The organism is Ruegeria sp. AB5 (assembly GCF_056542645.1).
In genome coordinates this window covers 45,956-64,705 of sequence record NZ_JBQGAE010000004.1, presented here as the reverse complement: position 1 = coordinate 64,705, position 18,750 = coordinate 45,956, and the positions used below count along the sequence as shown (strand labels likewise).

The window sequence follows — 18,750 nt, the reverse complement described above, 5'->3', positions numbered from 1 at the left end:
AAAAAACACAGCCAAGACCCCGATTGCGATCCGACTGAAACAAATCCCGGCAAGAACAATGGCCGGGACTGTCCCGTTTATCATAGCACTTGCGCACCTGAGCTCGGCCCAGATGCATAGTACCGAGATCAGGTTTTTGAGGACGAAGACAGATAGGTCCAGGTCGGTCCGGCAGTTTCACCTGATCCGTCCGGCAAGGGGATGCGCATCAATTTCTGAGCCAACGATTTGATCGTGTACATCGTGGGAACAAGGTCGCGCAAAGCGGATTTATCCTCGTTGAAGGCGCTGTTCAGGCCATCCAGCAAACCTGTCCATGCGGCGTTGAATTCGGCCGAGATGGCGGCAATTTCAGGTGCCGATTTATAGTTGTCTTCGCAGGGATCGTCCTTCATGGGCGAAACCGCACTCCAATCGACGATCAGGTCGTCCCCGGTGGGCGGGTCTGTCGCCAAATCATCCGGGTGGTAATAGCGGCTGTGCAGGATTTCGTTGAACTTGAAATAATGCGCAACGTCTTCGTGGTGTGCTGGTCCGGGAATGGTATCTCCGTCCCCTGCCCGGCCACCCAAATCACTGCCTTCACCCTCTTCCACGATTTCATCGATCGCTTCGAGTGCTGCCTTGCGGCGCTGCGCGGGTGTCCCGGTAATCTCGATGACCTCGCCGCCTGCGCCGAAATAGTCGTCATTGGTTATCTGCCGCTTGGGGTCACCTATGAAAATCTCCTTGTCGCCGAATTCCTTGCACGCGTCTTCCAACAGTTTTCGGACATAGGCGTAGAAGCCGCCAATGGTGTGATAGTGTCCTTTCAAGGCTTTGCGCGTATCTTTAGGCGCGGTTTCGATCTTGCGGAAACTCTTGACCTGTTTGGGCGAGAACCGGCGCAATCGCACCTCGGGTCCGGCCCCATCCAGCAATTCAGAAGGGTATGTCGGAAGCAGATCGGGATTGTTCAGCTGCGGTTTCCCCCCAATCGCATTCATCACGTTCGCTGCAAGAACCATATGCAGCATTTCCTCGACCATGACCTGGCGGATCACCTCGATCGGCTCGGCGTTGACGATGGTCGGTTCAGACCGGTCATATTGCCCCTGTTCCAGAATGGAATAGCAAGCAGTCGCGTAAGGCGGGATGGTGGACAGTTCCAACATCAATGCTTGTTGCAGATGCGTGCAGAGCGTTTTGCGGGTTTCTTCCAGTTTTTTATTCGCGCTCATTTCGCACCCCCTGTCCGAACCGCCTTTTGAATGGCTCTGGCGGCTCTGTAAGCCATCGCCGACAGCGTCAGCGTCGGGTTCGATGTCGCGATTGTTGGCATAGATCCTGCACCAACAAGCCAGAGATTGTCGTGATCCCAAGCCCGCATCTCGTCATTGGTGACCGAGTTGTGCTTGTCCGTCCCGATGCGGTGCGTTCCTACCAAATGGCCCGCCCCGAAGAAGGTGTACCCCTTGCCGTCATAGGTGAAGTACCCCGCATCCGACGGGCTGTAGGACGTGTGGTTCCTGATGCCCAAGCGCTGGAAAATCTGCGCGCAGGTGTCATTGGCCGCCGCCAGCCCGGCACGTGAATAGTCGTCCAGATCATAGCTGATCACCGGGCGGTATTCGCCCATTGGCGTGCGGTAAGCGGGGTCGATGGTCACCCGGTTCGTCGACTTAGGCAGTTGCTCGACCAGAGTACCAAGCCTGACTTGCCGCTGGACATCATGATACAGCTTGTCGCGCAGGGCCGTACCATAGAGGTTGTCCTGCTCGACCAGCCGCGCCACGTCCGAATTCGGCGCGCCTGCGGCAAAGTTCCAGCCCCAATTGCCGATCTCCAGCCGGAAAGCCGCAGTTTTGTCTCGGAACGTACCATCCCTGAAATTGGCGTAGCTCGAGGTCGATCCCGGGCCGCGAAACGGCCCTACGGGCTCGGGTGCTGCACCCCATGTCATCATGTACGGATGATCCATCAGGTTGCGGCCCAGCTCGTCGCTGGTGCTGCAGATCCCAGACGCCAGCGCCAAAGTGACGTTTTCCACCGCACCGCCAGCCAACACATATTGCTTGCCCTTGGCGCGACGCAATTCGTACTGGGGCACACCGGGGAACGGGTATTTTTTGTAGACGATGCCGGATACGCGCCCGCTTTCGGCCAGTTCGACCTTTGAGGCGATAGCCTGCGTGAGCGTCTTCATCCGATGCTTGGCTTTGTGCTTGGCATCCTCCAGCGTTTTCATCGCGTTGTATTTGGCCTGAATCGGGCAGATGGGAATGCAGCTCGAGTTGCCTTCGCACCGCTGGCCCATAAAGGCAAACGGTCCGGTCGAACCACGCGGGCGGAACTGCTGCCGCGACTTGCCGCCAACCCGGATACCGTTGGCACTTTTCGGTCGGCGCGGGGTCGAATTGCGCCCCTGCGGTGTGCGTGATACCTTGAGCTGAACCGCGTCGCTTGCATCCTCACCGATTTCGATGGGCATCCCGTCCGCTTTGGCAAAGAACCCATCCACATAAGAAGATGGGATCGAATGCATCGGGAAGTCATAGTCCTTTGCAAAATACCCTTTGTTGTCATGTGGTCCCGAGGTGCGAATTCCCAGCGCCTTGGGCGTCTGTTCGTCGGCATCCGCTGAGACGCCGATCTCCCACTCGGCCCGTTCGTAATCTGCACGCAGGTCCTGATAGCCAAACGGCCAGTCGACCCCCTGACCGAACCGGCTTTGCATCTCGAAATCCGCGGGCATCATCCGCAGGCTTGTGCCAAGCCAATGCAGAGACGTCCCCCCAAACGCCATCAGATAATTGCTGCCAAAGGGCAGCGGGCCCCGTTGCACAAAATATCCGTTTGTATCGGGTTCGGTGCCCCGCACGGCCGTGATGTCGAGAACCGAAGGCGACGGAACCGTTGGCAGGTTCGGATAGGGCGAGTTTGGCGTCTTGGCCAGCGACAGGTAGTACTGATCCAGATAAGAGCGATATGTCTCCCAGGTTTTGCCGTGATCTTCCCCGGCTTCGAGTATCAGCACCGAATGCCCAGCAGAGACCAATTCTTTCGCCAGGATACCACCGGCAAATCCGGCTCCAACGATCACCACATCATAGGTCTCGTCGTCATCTGTAATCGCGCTCATTTGCCAACCCCCCGCTGTTTCGGGGGTTCAAGGCTCCACGCCCCGAAACCCTGTTGCTTGGCCCCTTGAGGGTGCGCACCAATGGCGTCCCAGACCAGTCCTTCCTTGTACGACCGGGTCGAGATGATCTTGACCACGTCGAACCGCGATGCCCCATAGCTTTCACGCCATTCCTGTGACAGCGGCACCCATTGGCCGGTGTACCAAAGCTGAATCAACGTGCGCGAGACTGGCCCAAGGCATCTGTCCGACAGGTAATCCTGACGGATAATCCGGTCATCGTCCGTCTTGCCCAGTGAGCGGGCATGAGACAGGAACTCTTTGAGGATATCTGCGGGCAGAACCTGCCGAAACTGATGCCAGTATTCGGCGGCGCATCCGGTACCTTGCAGTTCGGCGCTGCTGTAGCCCGTCAGGGCGGCGCTGACGGTCAGAAAGGCCTGATAGTCGGGGGTGTCATCATGCGTGCTCATGGCGGTCCCCATCAATGGCGTCTACGTAAAACCCGCGCGGTTCGAAACAGGCGGGGGGGCTTTCAAAGACCTGAACTGCAACGGGCGTCATGTCCGTGAACAGCTTGCGCATGTCGCGGGTCATCGGAAAATCATTGGTGCCCAGCTTCAGTTTAAAGCCTTTCGCGATGCGTTTGCCTTCCTTCGTGGTCAGCATCGCGGTTTCAAACAGGCCAGAGATGGTCCAGCGGGTCCATACGGTGCGGCCCAGCCCGGTTGCGAATTCGGGGATCGGGGTGCAGTTGGTCAGGGTCCAGTGATCGCCCTTCAGTTTTCCAAGATCAGCCGTCAGATCATAGACGATGGTCTGAGGATCGTCTGGGTTGACCAGTTGGATCCACCACTTCTTGGGGGAAATCGGCGGGTGCCCTTTCATCTTGGCGTTCAGAGACGGAACCTTGTAGTTGAACTTTCCAAGAAACTTGGGCTCACCAAAGGCCTGCCGCCCAGCCTTGACGGCCATCGCGTTGTCGGCGGCGACATGGACCCGCAAGTGACCGATCGTCTTGGTTTGATCCCGGCCATAGAGGTACTCGGCCAAGGTCATTTTCGGTACGCCCGGCACGCGGTTAGACGGATAGGCCAACAGGTTGAACTCGACCTCGTTCACGAAGCCCAGAGAGTTGTCGTAATGTGCGGTGTAGCGCTGAAAGTTCAGCAGGATGACAGCTTTGTTCTCGCCGTTTTCATCCGGGAATTCGGCGACACACAGACCGGTCCCCTTGACGAACTGTTTCGCCACTTCGATCGAGGTGTACCAGTACATCCATTGGCATTGCAGCGAGGCGTAATAAAACGGGAAGGTATCAAATTGCTTTGGCAGTTTTGGCATGACGCCGGTGACATCCGTCTGATGGCACCCGCTATTCTTGTTCTTTTTCTTTGTCATTTGGCTGTGTCCTCCCGCACTGGCTTTGACAGTTCAATGATTTTCAGTTTCCGTCCGATTATGCCTCCGGCACTGCAGTTTTTTGGTTGTTCAAAATGGCTCTTGCTTCGACCAGAGCAGGTGCATCCGCCTCGACGGCGGCCACAGCCTTGGCCACCGCGCTCAGGCACTCCGAGGATATTTTGAGATCTGACAACTCGCGGATCACATGCAGAAGCGGGCCGTAATGTCCAAGATCCAGCGCCACCATGGCGGCGTCCTTCAAATGACCGATCCCGACGCTGTCCTCACCATGAGCCAACGCCAGCCGTCCGCGCAGGCAGGTCAGGCCCACGATCCAGAACTTTTCACCACTGTCCTCGGCAAACTGGTCGGCCTCGTCCAGCAGCTCTTTGGCCAGATCCAGACGGTCGTGCAGAATCGCCGCATCCGCATACAGACACAGGAAATAGCTGAGCCCCAACCGGCAACCGGTGTCACGCCATTCACGCAGGCCCAATGCGATATCGTCCAGAGATTTCTCACCATCCGAGTTGCGACGTGCCCAACCGTTCATCACGCGTGCCCAGCCCCGCCAGAACTGGAACGAATACTCTTCCGACAACGCAATCAGCGTGGCCGAACTGTCCTGAACCGTTGCTTCATCGCCCCGAAACTGAGAAATCCATCCCAGAAAAGCGTTTGCAAAAGACTGGCTGAAGGGATGGGCCGTTTCCTCGGCGTGGACCAAAGCCGCGTCGATGGCTTTCAAGGCGCGGGCTTCGTCGCCAGACAGCCAACTCGACAGGGCGTGATAGCCCTGAAGTGCAACCGCCAGATCAACGACGTCGTAGTCCAGACCCATGAACCGATGCTCGATCGACAGGTTGACCGCAATTCCTGCATCCAGATGTTTCAACGCATCCAACGGGTGGCCCAGGTAGGTTTGCAAAGCCCCATGCGAACGTTCCGCCGAAACCAGAACCAGAGGGCTGCTGAGATCCTCGCACAAGGACACCAACCTGTCCGCGTTGTCCTTTGAGATCGCGTATTCCCCGCCCAGCATCGTTGACCGGAACTGGCCATAGACCACCTTGAACAGCCGCTCGGTTTCGCCGTATTCACGGCACAGGGCCTGCGCCCGCGCATAGGCGGACAGAACCGATTTGTGCGCATAGCCCCGCACAAACGCCAGTGGCACGGCGATCATGATCTGCAAGTCAATCTCGCGTCGGTCCCGATCCTGCGAAGGCGGCAACTCTTGCAAGCATTCCAGCGCATGCTTCAAATGCGTGATCGCTTCGACATTGGCAGAATGGTCCAGCGCCTGACGCGCGGCGCTCATCAATTTGACCTCGGCAGAAGAGTAGTTTCCCGCGCGCCAATAGTGATGGCCCAGAATCTCGGGCTCGCGCGCGACGGTTTCGGTGTATTTCTCCTCAAGCACCTCCGCGATCTGGCCGTGCCATCTGGATGCGGTCGAGCGCAGCATTGACTGATACGCCGCGTCCTGCACCAAGGCATGGCGGAAGCGATAGGTATCTTCGGCACCGGGTTGCCCTGCCGGAACAATCAACTCGGTTTCCAAAAGTTGGCTCAGTGCATCCGAGATATCGCGGTCGCTCCAATCCAGAACTTCCGACAGCAGTTTTCGCTCAAAGTTCCGCCCGATTGCTGCGGCGACCTGAACAATTTCGCGGCTGGCCGACAACCGATCCAGTCGTGCCATCAATGAATCCTGCAAGGATTCAGGAATTGCCATGGACAACTCGGCCTGGCTTTGGCCGCGGCTGACCAGAAGACCTGATTCCATCGCCATTTTGGTCAGCTCTTCAACAAAGAGCGGCACGCCATCGGTGCGATCCGCCAACTGACTCAGGACCTCTTCCGAGGGCCGGACGCCCGATATGCTTTCGACCAGTTTGTAAATGTCGCGGCGCACCAGACGGTTCAGTTCCAGGCTTGTGACATGCGACTGGTTTCTCCAGGGTGACTGGAATTCGGTTCGGGCGGTCATCAGGATCAGGCATTTCCGGTTTGCCACCTGTTCGATCCAGCCATTGACAAATTCCAGTGTCGAGGCATCGAACCAATGCACATCGTCCAGAAGCAGCAACAGCGGATGCCGATGCTCAAGACCCGCGCAAAGTTGCAACAGAGCCTCAATCAGGGCCCCTTTCTCGCGCTCGGGCGCCATCGGCGCGACCAGAGAGGTGCTGTCCTCCAACCCCATCAGTCGCAATATCGGCGCGGCGCAGGTCTCGGGATCCAAATCAAGATCGGTCAGGAAATCCAGCACCTTGCCCCGGCTTTCCTCGGGCGCGGCGCTGGGTGACATTCCGGCCAGTGTCGTCAGAGCGTTCTTGATCGGGAAAAAGACACTGCTTTGATGCAACGGAGAGCCAAACAGGATGAACTGTGTCGATTCCTCGCTCGTCAGCTCATCTTTCAAACCAAAGGCAATCTTGGATTTTCCAACACCTGCATCGCCGGTCAGCAACAGGACCTGCCCTTCGCCATCCAACGCCCCATCCCATCTGGATCGAACCAGCGCGATTTCAGCGGTCCGCCCGATCGTCGGTGTCGGATCATGCGAGAAATCCCGGCGCCCGGCGTCAAAGCCCGAAACCTTAGGCTTCACCCGGTACAGTTGCATTGGGGCACTGACACCGGCCAAGGGCGGACTTCCGATTGAGGTGAAGTCCAGACGCTCTCCGATCAGCCGTCGCGTGACTTCGGACACCACCACCTCGCCTACGTCTGCGGCGGACTGAATGCGCGCGGCGACGTTTGGTGTGTCCCCAAACAGCCATACTTTTTCGTTGACCGATGCGCTTGCGGCAGTACCGACCACGACCGGGCCGGTGTGGATGCCTATCCGCACGTTTGTCGAGACCGATTTGGCTCCCAGTCCCACGTCCAGATCCCGTGCTGTACCCACAATCTCAAGCGCACACAGCGCCGCCGAATAGTGGCTTGCTTCCTGCGCGATCGGATAGCCGAAGATCGCGACCACGCCGTCACCTGCGTAATTCGCGATCTCTCCGCCAAAATTGGTGACAGTTTGACCGACGAGGTCGCGATACTGTGTGATCAACTCGCGGTAGTCTTCGGGATCCAGCCTCTGGGAAAGTGCCGTCGATCCAACCAGATCGCAAAACATCACAGTCAGTTGGCGGCGCTCGGCAACATCTTCGGGTGCGTCCTTGGGGGGTGCATGAGGTTCAGGAACCGGACTGGCAGGCGGTGCCCCTGTCACAGCTGAACCGGACAAAGCCAAGCCACAGGCCGTACAAAACCGTGCATTTGCCATCGCAGCAACACCGCACGAGCCGCAGACAAGGGTCAGCGCACTTCCACAGCTGTGGCAAAAGTTTGATCCGACCGGATTCGCCGAACCGCACTCCTGGCAATTAATATTCGGACTTCCCAATCTGGCTGCCCCTAAGCGCTGGAAATTGCGCGATAACTGAAACCAATAAAAAACTACACATTCGTTCCTAGCACATTATCGGCGGTTCGTCGCCTACCAATTCCCGGGGGCGTTGTGGCCATCCCAAAGGATGATTTGAGCGCTGCAGAAGCACCGAATTGGGACTGCGTCTGTGCCGTCGGGGTCGTCAAAAAGTCAGACCTGCGCCCGATCAAGTGGCCTCGGGCCGAACAAAACCCTGTATGCGGTCGACATTTTCGACCTGAACAAACGGTTTGTCTTGCCCGGGAATGGGCTGAAAGAGATGCCCGTACTCCTTCGAGAACGCCGTAAACACCGGACCATTCAGGTGATCCAGAAACGCCTTGTAGTCTTTGTAGATCTCGACAAACACAATGGTTCCTTCGCTACAGGGCGGCGCAGATCCTTGCGCCCCCGTGTGAACGAGATACCCCCATGTGTCCTGCTCATTTTCTTCGACATCGATGGCCAACTGCCTTAGTGCGGCAATCCCCTCCGCCTCGCTGCCCGGCTTTAGAAACCAAGTCGCTATTGTGCTGTACATTTTGGCACTCCTTTCTAAATGTCGCCGAAACTGATCGACGCGGCGGGTGCACTGTCAAACCAGCGCGGCATCAATCCTGAAAATCAATTGTGTATTCATTTATACACCTGAACCGTGAAAACATCCACGTAAGGGGGCGGTCCAACGCATCACCCGGTGAGTCTTGGTGATGATCTGCAAAGGTATCACGCCTTGCTTGCGGGCAACGGTGACCCTGACTGAGTCACCCTTAATGTTCGCAAATTCAATGACTTGGCGCGATAAAACCAGCTGAGCGTACTCCTATTTCGTCAAGTGTGAATAATTTCACTTCCGCTAAAATGGAATTCTGGCAATAATAGAACTCGTGTTTTTTAGTTAGTATCGTGTTTAGCAGATGTATTTAGCAAAACTGAAAGAGCCCTTTTGCTCGGTCGCCGACATCCAGAAGGATGAATTTGCCCGGAAACACCAATTGCTGGACATTGCCGCAGTGCATGCGCAGTGGAAAAAAGGGACATGGCACGTCACCCGGATTGGTGACATCTGGAAGCGAACCGGGAAGATTTTCGCTGTTCCATATGAATTTGGCGACGCATATCCATCTTTTCAGTTTTCTGAGGATGGAACACCGTTTCCGTTGATGGAAGAAGTTTTGAACGCACTGCCAAACGACATGACACCATGGCAGCGCGCCTTTTGGATGACGTCAACCAAGACCGAGCTTGGAGGAGAAAGCCCGGCAAGCTGTATCCGGTCTGGCGACAAGCGTGTGATCAAACTGGCCTGCAATGTTAGGGCAAAGAGAACGGAATACTAAAACCACCGACACCGAGATGCGGCCATCCATAGTCCGGGCGAGTGGTTACTAGGTCTTGAGCGTTCAGGACATGGGACAATCGTTGAAACAAGATCGTTTTCAGCGGAACTGATACGTCTTTCGTCATTTACAAATTAAAATATTCATTTTATTGATTGTATATGATGGGAAACCGATTTTCACGACGCACGTTCTTGTATCACGCCACATGCCTCGCGGCACTTGGTGTCCAAACCAGAAGCGTGCTTGCTGAGCTTCAGCTGGGTCCTTCGGCTCGGGTTGCAACACTGTCAGATGGGTACCTGTCCTTGCCACCCGACATGGTTTTTGGGTCAATGCCTCAGGAAGAACTCGAGCAGCTTCTAACCCGCAATAACACGGACGCAACAAAGTACGAGCCAGAATGCAACGTGGCGCTCTACCAAGACGCCGAAAACACGGTTCTGTTCGATGTCGGCGCAGGCCCCGATTTCATGCCGACTTCCGGCAAGCTATCAGAAACGCTGGATACTCTTGGCCTGTCGCCCGAAGATGTCACCCAGGTCATCTTTACTCATGCGCACCCCGATCACATCTGGGGTGTGTTGGATGATTTCGGTGATCTGCTGTTTCCCAACGCTACGCATCACTTTGGCCGCGACGAATGGGACTATTGGTGGAACCCATCAACGGTTGAGACGATAGGAGAAGATCGAGCGGCTTTCGCTGTAGGCGCAAAACGGCGTATGGAAGCGATCGAGGATCAGGTTGCGTTCTTTGATGACGGGCAAGAGATCCTTCCCGGTATCGCCGCCCGCGCAAGTTTTGGACACACCCCCGGCCATATGGCCTTTGAAATACGCAATGGCAGCGACTCGGTCATGGTGGTCGGCGACGCGCTGGGGAATCCGCACGTGGCTTTTGAGCGTCCCGATTGGCACAGCGGCACGGATCAGGACCCCCAAACCGCAGCAATAACGCGAAATTCACTGCTGGATCAGATTTCTCAACAGCACATGAAAGTCATTGGTTTCCACCTGCCGAATGGTGGAATTGGCCGGGTCGAAAAGGCCGGGTCTGCATACAGATTTATTGGAGAGCCTTCATGATGCGATCGTTCGTGATTGCCCTAGCCCTGGCCACACCAGCTTGGGCAAGCGAAGATATTTCAGACCAATACCCGCAAAGCGTGCTGTATTCCAAACCGGTCGAATACATTCCCGGCGTCTATTCCGCCATTGGCGCGACTGCGCCGCCCACTTATGAAAACTCTGGGCACAACAACAACCTCAGTTTCATCGTGACCGGTGAGGGGGTCATAGTTGTGAATGGTGGTGCCGCCTATGTGCTGGCGCAGGCGCTGCACAAGGAAATTCAGGCGATCACGGACCAGCCGGTCAGGCTTGTCTTCAACGAGAATGGTCAGGGGCATGCGATGCTTGGCAACGCCTACTGGTCAGAACTTGGCGTTCCAATCATCGCCCATACGGATGCTGCGGCTGAATTCGAGGAATATGGCCCCCAAATTCTGGACGGGATGCAGCGATACAATCGGGACAAGGCAGACGGAACCTTCCTGGCTGGCCCAACCGAGACATTCGAAGATGAATACGTGGTTGAGATGGGCGAGTTCCGGATCGAGGCGAAATACCTCGGACCTGCCCACAGCCCCGGCGATATCTCGATCTGGCTGCCGAACCAACGCCTTGTCATCGCTGGTGACATGGCGTTTCACGAACGTATGCTGCCGATCTTTCAAGAGACCTATACAGCCGATTGGCTTGAAACCTGGGATAGCGAGTTCGAGGCTTTAGGTGCCACCTATGTCATCCCCGGACATGGTCATCCGACAAACATGGAACAGGTGCGCCGCTATACACGCGACTACCTTATCTACCTACGCAGTAAAATTCAGGCCCATATGGACGCGGGTGGCGATCTGGCCGAGGCCTACTATGTCGACCAGTCCCCCTATGCCCATCTGGATACGTTCGAAGAACTGGCAACCAAAAATGCCGGTCGCGTATTCGAGCAAATGGAGTTCGAGTAACTCAGGAAAATTGCGGAACTGGCATTCGCATCAATACCCTATGCGTGATGATCGCACCAACCCACATGAAGAAGACAGCAAGCCAGGCGGTTAAAGACAGAGCGGACCCGCCAGACAGCCCGGCGCCTACGGCGCAACCTCCTGCCAGCATTGCTCCAAACCCCATGAGAACCGCCCCGACGAGGTAGCGTTCCATTGGGGTATCCGGACCAAACCGTTCGATCCGCCACTCTCCGGCCAATATGGCCGATCCTGCGGCACCGATTGCAACGCCCGGAACCAGACCGATACCAAAAGACAAAGCAACGTTTCGCTCTGCAACCAACGCCATCAGTGTATCCGTGGCCGGGCCGGTAAACGTGACCGAAGACACCGGCACAACTTCAAACGAGGCCTGCGCAATCGCAAAGGTCATCAACCAGCCAAGTGCCACCGCCACGCCAACGCCTGCGGCTGACACGATCCTCAGGGGCGTAACATCCCGATAAGCCGCAAACAGAATTGCCAAGAGTAAACCTGAGGCTGCTACAGCGGTATAAGCCACTGGCGAAAAGCCAAGGATGTCTGAAAGATCACGCGCCGCGCCGCCCGAGACAGTCCAGAGACCAGACAGCATCTCGCGCGCGGGGCTCAGAACGCCTGTGAACGCCGCCTGCGCCACCAAGGTCAAGACCAACCCGGTCACCAACGCGCGCAGGTTGCCACAGGAGGCCAAGACCAGCAGGCGGGACGCGCATCCGCGCGCCAGAACCATGCCAATACCGAACATCGCCCCACCGATTATCGCGCCGCTCAAGCTACCCGTTGACGCAATCGCGCGCGTCTCGGACAGGTCCAGCCATTCCAATGAGACAAGCGCCTGTACCAGCGTGAGCGCCGTAGTAAAGGCGATCAGCCACACTGCCAGACGGGGGCCAAGCTCTCCTTCGGCGACCTCGATGGTCGACGCGCGCAAGCAAAAATGAGATTTCTGAGCGGTCACACCGAACAGGATTCCGATGAGCACTCCGGCAAATGCCAAGGCGCCCGGGTCTCCCAGCAGATCGATGAGCTTTTCCATGAACAGAAACTCTCACTTTCCAGCGTTTGCGTCCTTGTCTTCGGTCAAGTTGTCATTGCGCAGCCAAAGGATGTCGCGCCAATTTGCATTGTGTCCAAAGCTCACCCAACGCAGATATTAATCGGTCCACATCTTCGGGAGAATGCACGGGTGACGGTGTGATCCTTAGACGTTCTGTGCCCTTGGGAACGGTCGGATAGTTGATGGGCTGGATGTAAATCCCATAGTCACGCATCAGCACATCCGAGATGAAACGGCATTTGACCGGATCACCAACCGTGACCGGGATGATGTGGCTTGGGTTCGGTGTATGGGGAATTCCCAGATCGTCCAGCCTGTCTCGAACCTCACGCACACGCTGCTGGTGCAAATCTCGTTCTGCACGACTGCGCTTGAGATGCCGAACCGAGGCCGCCGCACCCGCAGCCACGGCCGGAGGCAACGCTGTAGTAAAGATAAACCCGCTGGCAAAGGAGCGGACAAAGTCGACAAGTTCGTGCGAGGCCGCGATGTATCCGCCGACGACACCGAAGGCTTTGCCCAAGGTTCCTTCGATCACGGTCAGGCGATCCATCAGGCCTTCGCGCTCAGCAATACCACCGCCGGATGGGCCGTACAGGCCCACGGCATGCACCTCATCCAGGTAGGTCATCGCGCCATAGCGATCTGCCAGATCACAGATCTCGGCAATCGGTGCGATGTCACCATCCATGGAATAGACGCTTTCGAATGCAATGAGTTTGGGCGCCTTGGCAGGCAGGTCAGCAAGGTGCCGTTCAAGGTCCGCAAGATCATTGTGCTTCCAAATCCGCTTGTGACAGCGGCTGTGACGGATGCCTTCGATCATCGACGCGTGATTCAACTCGTCCGACAGAACTGTGATACCGGGAATTCGAGACGCCAGGGTTCCCAGCGCCGCCCAATTCGACACATAGCCGGAGGTGAACAGCAACGCCGCATCCTTGCCGTGAAGATCCGCAAGCTCTTGTTCCAGCAGAACATGCTGGTGGGTCGTTCCCGAGATATTCCGCGTGCCTCCAGCCCCGGCGCCGCTGGTGTCGATCGCCTCGTGCATGGCCGCAAGCACATCAGGATGCTGACCCATCCCAAGATAGTCATTCGAGCACCAGACCGTCACGTTTTCGGGGCCGTTTTCCACGTAGCTGCGCGCCGTCGGAAACGCGCCACATTGCCGTTCGAGGTCCGCGAAAATCCGGTAGTTTCCGTCCTCTTGCAGCTGGTTCAGCTGGTCACGAAAATACTGCTGGTAGTTCATCTCAATTCCCAACGGCCTCTTCGACGATACCTGCCAGCAATGCCTCTACTTTCTCCATCGCACCGTCGGGATAGCTACGATAGCCAACTTTGACGCCGCTGTCGTCCTCGGCCACGAATATGCCGTACGGGCAATAGCCGATGTTCATCGGATCGGCCTCCATCACCTCGCGCGAGACTTTTGCCGAGCAAAAGATGAAGATATCGGCGGCCGCGAATATCTGTTTGTCGCTGCCGACATCAGCGCCAGTCCGGTTCAGCATTTCGCCAACGTGGCTCACATAGTCGATGACCAACCCCTGCCCGACGATCGCGGACTCGACAGCAAATGTGGCGTCATCAAAGCTGCCGTCAAAGGGCACGGCAATGACCTCTTCGGCAATCGCATGGCTTGCCAAAACAGCAGAAAACACAGCCGTTGCAATGGAAAGTTTCATGATCTTGGTGCTCCTCGTGAACCGCTTTTTCAAGTTTGTTTGGGGGGGCTCTGCCCCCCCAAAAGTTCCTTACCCAAACATGTCGGACGTGATACCCGCGTACCAACCCAGAGACTCTTGGTAGGTTGCCTTCCGCAGGTCGGCGTCTTCGCCAGTCTGGCTGATAAAGCCGTCCACTTTGGCGATTTTCTCGGGCGTTGCCTCGTAGGTTGCGCCAACCTTCACACCATCGTCCGTGTCGATGAGCGACCAGCACGTGTTCGAGAATTTGGCCGGGAACACTTTGGACCCGGTCAACGCGCCACGAACGGCATTTGCACAGACCTTCGCCTGGCTGTTGGCAGAAAAGCCTGATTTCGGCATGTCACCCTGCTGGCTGGCATCGCCAAGGACATGGATATCCGGGTCAGCCTTCGAGGACATGTCAGCCGCGTTCACCGGTGCCCAATTGCCATCCGTCACGCCAGCCATTTCCGCAATACGCCCGGCCTTCATCGCAGGGATAACGTTGCAGACATCGACCTTGGTCTCCTCCCCATCGATGGTCACTGTCATCGCGTCCGGGTTCACCGAGACGTTGCCACCGCCGAAATCCTCTCCGATCCAGTCAACCATGCCTTCGTAGTGGTTGGCCCAACCTTCCTGAAACAGCGACATCTTGGAAAACTTCGGTTTTGGATCGGCAACAATGATCTTGGCCGTCGGATTGTTTGCCTTCAGAACATGCGCCACCATCGAAACCCGCTCATAGGGTCCGGGCGGGCACCGGAACGGATTTGGCGGGGCGACCATCGCAAAAGTTCCGCCCTCGGGCATCGCCATGATCTGTGCCTTGAGCAGCTCGGTCTGGGACCCGGCCTTGTAGGCGTGCGGCATCTTGTTTTGGGCTGAGACATCCCAGCCTTCGACTGCGCCATCGACGAAATCGATACCCGGGCTCAGGATGAGTTTGTCATAAGGAACAGATCCACCACCCGCCAAGGACACGGTCTTGGCGTCGCGATCAACACCGACGGCCCAGTCGTGAACCACGTTGACGCCGTAGTTCGCAGCCAGCGTTCCATAGCTGTGGGCGATATCGGAAAGTTCCTGAAACCCTCCCAGATACAGGTTCGAGAAGAAACAGGTATAGTATGTTCGGGACGGCTCGATCAGGATTACATCGATCTCGCCTTTGCTGTCTTTTGCGATATAGCGCGCGGCCGTGGCACCGCCTGCGCCGCCTCCGACGACCACGACCCGCGGCCTGCCTTGCGCCAGCACCATCGGAGCCGATAGCCCCGCCGCAATTGCCCCGGCGGTTCCCAGAAATGTGCGTCTATTGAATGTCATAGCGTTTCCTCCCCTTAGGCATTGTCACTCTGGACTGTTGAAGTAGGCAGCCAATGCTGCGATTTCGTCATTGCTCAGCCGACCCGCTATCATCTGCATAACGGGATGCGGCCGCTGTTTGTCCTTATAGGCGTGCATGGCGACCACAAAATCCTCATCAGGCCAGTACACGATGGACGGGATGCCCTCATCGCCCCCTTCGATCTGGTGGCAGGTTGTACATTCGCTGCTGAGGTATGCGCCGTATTCCGGATCTCCCTGGATCGCCAGAATCGCCGGGTCGATAGAATGATCCGTACCCCTCGCCGTTGGATCGGCTTCGGGAATGTCCCGAGGATTGTCGGAAAACACCCGTAAATAGGCGATCACATTTGCCCGGTCTTCCGGGTCTTTCAGGCCACGAAAACTCATCCGTGTACCGGACGCAAAGGCGCGCGGATTTTCAATATACGCGGACAGAGTATCAGCATGCCATTCCAGACCCGAATTGCCTGCACGTGCAAGGCTCTTGGAATAGTTGAAACCGTCAAGACCGGCGGCCTTGCGCCCAAAGACGCCATTCAGATGCGGGCCGATCGTGTTTTCAGCCCCTTCACCGACTTGATGACAGCCCTTGCATTTACCGAACACCGCTTTGCCGGCTTCGGCATCGCCGAGGTCTTCTGTGGCATAGGTTGGAGAGGCGAGAACCCCACAAACCAAAGCGCACGTCAACACACCCGGCCGCCGCATGGTCAACTGCCAAACATCTTAAGATAGACGATCACAGCTTCGATATCGTCCTGCTTTTTAAGGCCTGCAAAAGACATACGTGTGCCTTTCATGTATGCCTTGGGTTTTGCAAGAAAGGCGGCCATTTCTTCCTCGGTCCAGACAAGGCCTGCGTCAGCAGCGGCCTGCATGGCGTTGGAGTATTTGAACCCTTCGACTGATCCCGCATGGGCTCCGATAACCCCGTTCAATGCGGGCCCTGTGCTGTGCTTCGCACCTTCACCCACCTGGTGACAGGCCTTGCATTTCTTGAAGACTTTCTCTCCTGCAGCAACCAAAGGCGCAGTATCGTCAGCCTCTGAGGTTTCCTGAACAGCCGGTGTCGCCGCGGCTTCTTCTTGTGGCTTCGGTGCGGTGGTTGGAATGAATGAAGGGCCGTCTGCCGTGAAGGAGGGCAACTCATCCGCACTGGCATCATTCATGACCGAGTTCGACCCACCTTCGGGCGGCGTTTCAACAAGAAAGACCGAGCGCATGGTGACCACGGCCTCTGCCTTGCAATTTTCCATGCAAGGCTCGTTGCTCCATTCAGGGTATTCGGTCTCGGGGCGCACATCGACGACGAAACCGTTCATGTTATACATCTCGAAATCGGCAAAGTTTTCGTTGTTCAGCTCGAAATCATCATCCACCAGATCGTTGGAATACAGGATGTATGCCACAATGGCGTAGGTCTCATCTGCTGTCAGGGTGCCTGCCTCACCAAAAGGCATTGAGCGGGAAATGTAATCCCACGCCGTTGACAGATGTGGCCAATAGGAACCTACGGTTTTCACAGGATCATCGTCTGCAAGCGTATCGAATCCACCCGCCAAAACGGGCCAGTTGTCGGCACCTTCGGCAAATTCGCCGTGACATGATGCGCAGCGGTCAACAAATACCTCTTCTCCGGTCCATACATCGCCCGACCCTGCTGGCAAGCCACGCCCGTCAGGCAGGACGTCGACGTCCCAGGCGGCGATTTCTTCGTCTAGTGCCGTCCGCCCAAGCCCATAAGTGCCGTCGCTTCTGGGCGCGGGTGCGGTCAAGTTGGTACCATGTGCGACCCGTTCTGCTGCCGCAGCCTGAATTTCTGCAACTTTGAGCTCCAGTTCAGCTGCCCGGCTGGCTTCGGTTTGCGCATTGTCCTTGGCCGTTGCCGCATGCGCCTCAACCTGACCGATCCGGGTTTCCAGCGTTTCTATCTGCGACTGGCCGTAATTCCGGTTCGCGACAACAACCGCGACGGCAAGCACCAACGCCGTGCCCCCAAATACGGGCAGGAAAACCTGACTAAGAGACTTCGACATTCTCAGCGATCCCTTCTGCGCTCACGTACCAAGTCTGGATACAGTTGTTGTGATAGACCGAATTCTCTCCGCGCTTTTCGCGCAGCTGGTCTTTGGTGGGCTGCACATAGCCGGTCTCGTCCATCGCCCGAGCCTGCAAAAGCATTGGTGCTCCGTCCCAGTTCGTGTCGAGATAGAAACGCGTCAAAGCCTTGCTGTCGCCCTGCTTGCCAAGGCGCGCGGTCTCCCAAGTGATGCCACCATCCTTGGACACATCGACCCGGGTGATCTGGCCGTGCCCCGACCATGCAAGACCGGAAATGACCAGTGGGCCCGGTCCATGCTTGATCGGCATTTGCGGACTGGGTGAGGTGATGACGGATTTCGCGTCCATCACCCAGGTCCATTTCTGGGCGGTGCCATCTTCGTAAACATCGGTGTACTTCGAGGTTTCTTCGCGGCTTTCCACGGCCATGTCTACGACCTCGATCCGGCGCAACCATTTGACCCACATGTTGCCTTCCCAGCCGGGCACGACCAGACGGACAGGATAGCCATGTTCCATCCTCAGTGCCTCACCATTCGCCTTGAAGGCCACCAACACGTCATCCAGCGCTTTTTCCATCGGGATGGAGCGGCCATTGGAAGACGCATCCGCGCCCTCGACATAGACCCATTTGTCGGATGAGATATCGGCCCCTGCTTCTTGCAACAACGTTCGCAGCGGAACACCGGTATACTCCATGTTGTGGATCATGCCGTGCGTAAATTGAACGCCATTGAGTTGCGCACCGGCCCACTCCATTCCTGTATTTGCTGCGCATTCGCAGAAATACACATGGTTTTCGCGCGGGAAACGCTCGATATCGTCATAAGTAAAGACAAGTGGGCGATCGACCAGCCCGTTGATCATCAGACGATAGTCTTCCTTGCGCAGCTCGATCGCGCCTGAATGGTGTCGTTCAAAGGCGCACCCCTGAGGCGTGATCGTGCCGTCCAGCGCATGGATCGGCGTAAAGTTGATCGACGAGATCGGAGAGGCGGTCAGCCACTCCACATTTCGGCGCACGACATGGGATTCAAAGCTGATCGGCATCCCATACGGCGACTCATCAACACCTGCGCCCGTGTAGGACGCCCAATCCTGAAGCTCGGTTATCAGGGGGTCGGGCGTATCTGCCGCAGCCGCACCGGCGACTGAGCCTGCCGCAACCGCGGCGCTGCCTTTCAGGAAGGCCCGACGGGACGGTTTGAACGCGTCATCCATATCTCTTTAGGTC

The 18,750-nt window shown here is 56.9% G+C and carries 16 protein-coding genes; 3 read left to right on the top strand and 13 right to left on the bottom strand.

Translation table 11 applies throughout. The features are described 5' to 3' along the window. Positions 1 to 128 precede the first annotated feature (128 nt). The 6 genes from ACR0L4_RS09515 to ACR0L4_RS09490 form a co-directional block, all read right to left on the bottom strand. Complete coding sequence (locus ACR0L4_RS09515; protein WP_170750332.1) at positions 129 to 1,220, bottom strand: ferritin-like domain-containing protein; 1,092 nt, start codon at positions 1,218 to 1,220, stop codon at positions 129 to 131. After that, entirely contained in the window at positions 1,217 to 3,121 is a 1,905-nt protein-coding gene (locus ACR0L4_RS09510; RefSeq protein ID WP_480512470.1) for a GMC family oxidoreductase, read from the bottom strand. The genes ACR0L4_RS09515 and ACR0L4_RS09510 overlap by 4 nt, the downstream gene beginning before the upstream one ends. After that, positions 3,118 to 3,594 (bottom strand): hypothetical protein, encoded by a 477-nt coding sequence (locus ACR0L4_RS09505; protein ID WP_170750330.1) that lies wholly within the window; start codon positions 3,592 to 3,594, stop codon positions 3,118 to 3,120. Before ACR0L4_RS09505 ends, ACR0L4_RS09510 begins: the two co-directional genes overlap by 4 nt. Then, the gene (locus tag ACR0L4_RS09500; RefSeq protein WP_170750329.1) at positions 3,581 to 4,522 is read right to left on the bottom strand and encodes a hypothetical protein; all 942 of its coding nucleotides are present in this window, start codon (positions 4,520 to 4,522) and stop codon (positions 3,581 to 3,583) included. Before ACR0L4_RS09500 ends, ACR0L4_RS09505 begins: the two co-directional genes overlap by 14 nt. Positions 4,523 to 4,580: 58 nt before the next feature. Beyond that, a complete protein-coding gene (locus ACR0L4_RS09495) occupies positions 4,581 to 7,934 on the bottom strand; it encodes an adenylate/guanylate cyclase domain-containing protein (protein WP_480512468.1) in 3,354 nt (1,117 codons plus the stop codon). A 211-nt stretch (positions 7,935 to 8,145) separates the two neighbouring features. Next, on the bottom strand, positions 8,146 to 8,499 hold the full coding sequence (locus ACR0L4_RS09490) for a putative quinol monooxygenase (protein ID WP_480512466.1): 354 nt from the start codon (positions 8,497 to 8,499) through the stop codon (positions 8,146 to 8,148). Between the two features lie 376 nt (positions 8,500 to 8,875). Between ACR0L4_RS09490 and ACR0L4_RS09485 the strand changes: the two genes are divergently transcribed. The 3 genes from ACR0L4_RS09485 (at position 8,876) to ACR0L4_RS09475 (ending at position 11,327) form a co-directional block, all read left to right on the top strand. Further along, positions 8,876 to 9,298 carry a hypothetical protein gene (locus ACR0L4_RS09485; protein ID WP_480512464.1) on the top strand — a complete coding sequence of 141 codons (423 nt, stop codon included), beginning with the start codon at positions 8,876 to 8,878 and terminating at the stop codon, positions 9,296 to 9,298. 242 nt (positions 9,299 to 9,540) lie between these two features. Continuing rightward, the gene (locus ACR0L4_RS09480) at positions 9,541 to 10,386 is read left to right on the top strand and encodes an MBL fold metallo-hydrolase (protein ID WP_480512462.1); all 846 of its coding nucleotides are present in this window, start codon (positions 9,541 to 9,543) and stop codon (positions 10,384 to 10,386) included. Next, positions 10,383 to 11,327, top strand: coding sequence for an MBL fold metallo-hydrolase (locus ACR0L4_RS09475; RefSeq protein ID WP_170750325.1), 945 nt, complete (start codon positions 10,383 to 10,385; stop codon positions 11,325 to 11,327). The genes ACR0L4_RS09480 and ACR0L4_RS09475 overlap by 4 nt, the downstream gene beginning before the upstream one ends. A 1-nt stretch (position 11,328) precedes the next feature. Here the strand turns inward: ACR0L4_RS09475 and ACR0L4_RS09470 are convergent, their stop codons facing one another. From ACR0L4_RS09470 to soxC, 7 genes are all read right to left on the bottom strand, one after another. Continuing rightward, positions 11,329 to 12,387 carry a YeeE/YedE family protein gene (locus ACR0L4_RS09470; RefSeq protein ID WP_480512460.1) on the bottom strand — a complete coding sequence of 353 codons (1,059 nt, stop codon included), beginning with the start codon at positions 12,385 to 12,387 and terminating at the stop codon, positions 11,329 to 11,331. A 52-nt stretch (positions 12,388 to 12,439) separates the two neighbouring features. After that, positions 12,440 to 13,663, bottom strand: a complete 1,224-nt coding sequence (hemA, locus tag ACR0L4_RS09465) for a 5-aminolevulinate synthase (protein WP_480512458.1) — start codon at positions 13,661 to 13,663, stop codon at positions 12,440 to 12,442. Between the two features lies 1 nt (position 13,664). Beyond that, positions 13,665 to 14,099 carry a DUF302 domain-containing protein gene (locus tag ACR0L4_RS09460; RefSeq protein ID WP_480512456.1) on the bottom strand — a complete coding sequence of 145 codons (435 nt, stop codon included), beginning with the start codon at positions 14,097 to 14,099 and terminating at the stop codon, positions 13,665 to 13,667. A gap of 69 nt (positions 14,100 to 14,168) precedes the next feature. Continuing rightward, positions 14,169 to 15,431: an FCSD flavin-binding domain-containing protein gene (locus ACR0L4_RS09455; RefSeq protein WP_480512454.1), complete on the bottom strand. Its 1,263-nt coding sequence runs from the start codon at positions 15,429 to 15,431 to the stop codon at positions 14,169 to 14,171. 24 nt (positions 15,432 to 15,455) lie between these two features. After that, a complete protein-coding gene (locus ACR0L4_RS09450; protein ID WP_480512452.1) occupies positions 15,456 to 16,163 on the bottom strand; it encodes a c-type cytochrome in 708 nt (235 codons plus the stop codon). Between the two features lie 2 nt (positions 16,164 to 16,165). Further along, positions 16,166 to 17,491 (bottom strand): c-type cytochrome, encoded by a 1,326-nt coding sequence (locus tag ACR0L4_RS09445; RefSeq protein ID WP_480512450.1) that lies wholly within the window; start codon positions 17,489 to 17,491, stop codon positions 16,166 to 16,168. Then, entirely contained in the window at positions 17,475 to 18,737 is a 1,263-nt protein-coding gene (soxC, locus tag ACR0L4_RS09440; protein ID WP_170750318.1) for a sulfite dehydrogenase, read from the bottom strand. The genes ACR0L4_RS09445 and soxC overlap by 17 nt, the downstream gene beginning before the upstream one ends. Positions 18,738 to 18,750: the final 13 nt, after the last annotated feature.

Excerpts from the sequence above, each read along its gene's own strand:
- ACR0L4_RS09450 (WP_480512452.1), bottom strand. The coding sequence starts at position 16,163 with ATGCGGCGGCCGGGTGTGTTGACGTGCGCTTTGGTTTGTGGGGTTCTC.
- ACR0L4_RS09505 (WP_170750330.1), bottom strand. The coding sequence starts at position 3,594 with ATGAGCACGCATGATGACACCCCCGACTATCAGGCCTTTCTGACCGTC.
- ACR0L4_RS09470 (WP_480512460.1), bottom strand. The coding sequence starts at position 12,387 with ATGGAAAAGCTCATCGATCTGCTGGGAGACCCGGGCGCCTTGGCATTT.
- ACR0L4_RS09510 (WP_480512470.1), bottom strand. The coding sequence starts at position 3,121 with ATGAGCGCGATTACAGATGACGACGAGACCTATGATGTGGTGATCGTT.
- ACR0L4_RS09515 (WP_170750332.1), bottom strand. The coding sequence starts at position 1,220 with ATGAGCGCGAATAAAAAACTGGAAGAAACCCGCAAAACGCTCTGCACG.
- ACR0L4_RS09490 (WP_480512466.1), bottom strand. The coding sequence starts at position 8,499 with ATGTACAGCACAATAGCGACTTGGTTTCTAAAGCCGGGCAGCGAGGCG.
- ACR0L4_RS09460 (WP_480512456.1), bottom strand. The coding sequence starts at position 14,099 with ATGAAACTTTCCATTGCAACGGCTGTGTTTTCTGCTGTTTTGGCAAGC.
- hemA (WP_480512458.1), bottom strand. The coding sequence starts at position 13,663 with ATGAACTACCAGCAGTATTTTCGTGACCAGCTGAACCAGCTGCAAGAG.
- soxC (WP_170750318.1), bottom strand. The coding sequence starts at position 18,737 with ATGGATGACGCGTTCAAACCGTCCCGTCGGGCCTTCCTGAAAGGCAGC.
- ACR0L4_RS09455 (WP_480512454.1), bottom strand. The coding sequence starts at position 15,431 with ATGACATTCAATAGACGCACATTTCTGGGAACCGCCGGGGCAATTGCG.
- ACR0L4_RS09500 (WP_170750329.1), bottom strand. The coding sequence starts at position 4,522 with ATGACAAAGAAAAAGAACAAGAATAGCGGGTGCCATCAGACGGATGTC.
- ACR0L4_RS09445 (WP_480512450.1), bottom strand. The coding sequence starts at position 17,491 with ATGTCGAAGTCTCTTAGTCAGGTTTTCCTGCCCGTATTTGGGGGCACG.
- ACR0L4_RS09475 (WP_170750325.1), top strand. The coding sequence starts at position 10,383 with ATGATGCGATCGTTCGTGATTGCCCTAGCCCTGGCCACACCAGCTTGG.
- ACR0L4_RS09485 (WP_480512464.1), top strand. The coding sequence starts at position 8,876 with ATGTATTTAGCAAAACTGAAAGAGCCCTTTTGCTCGGTCGCCGACATC.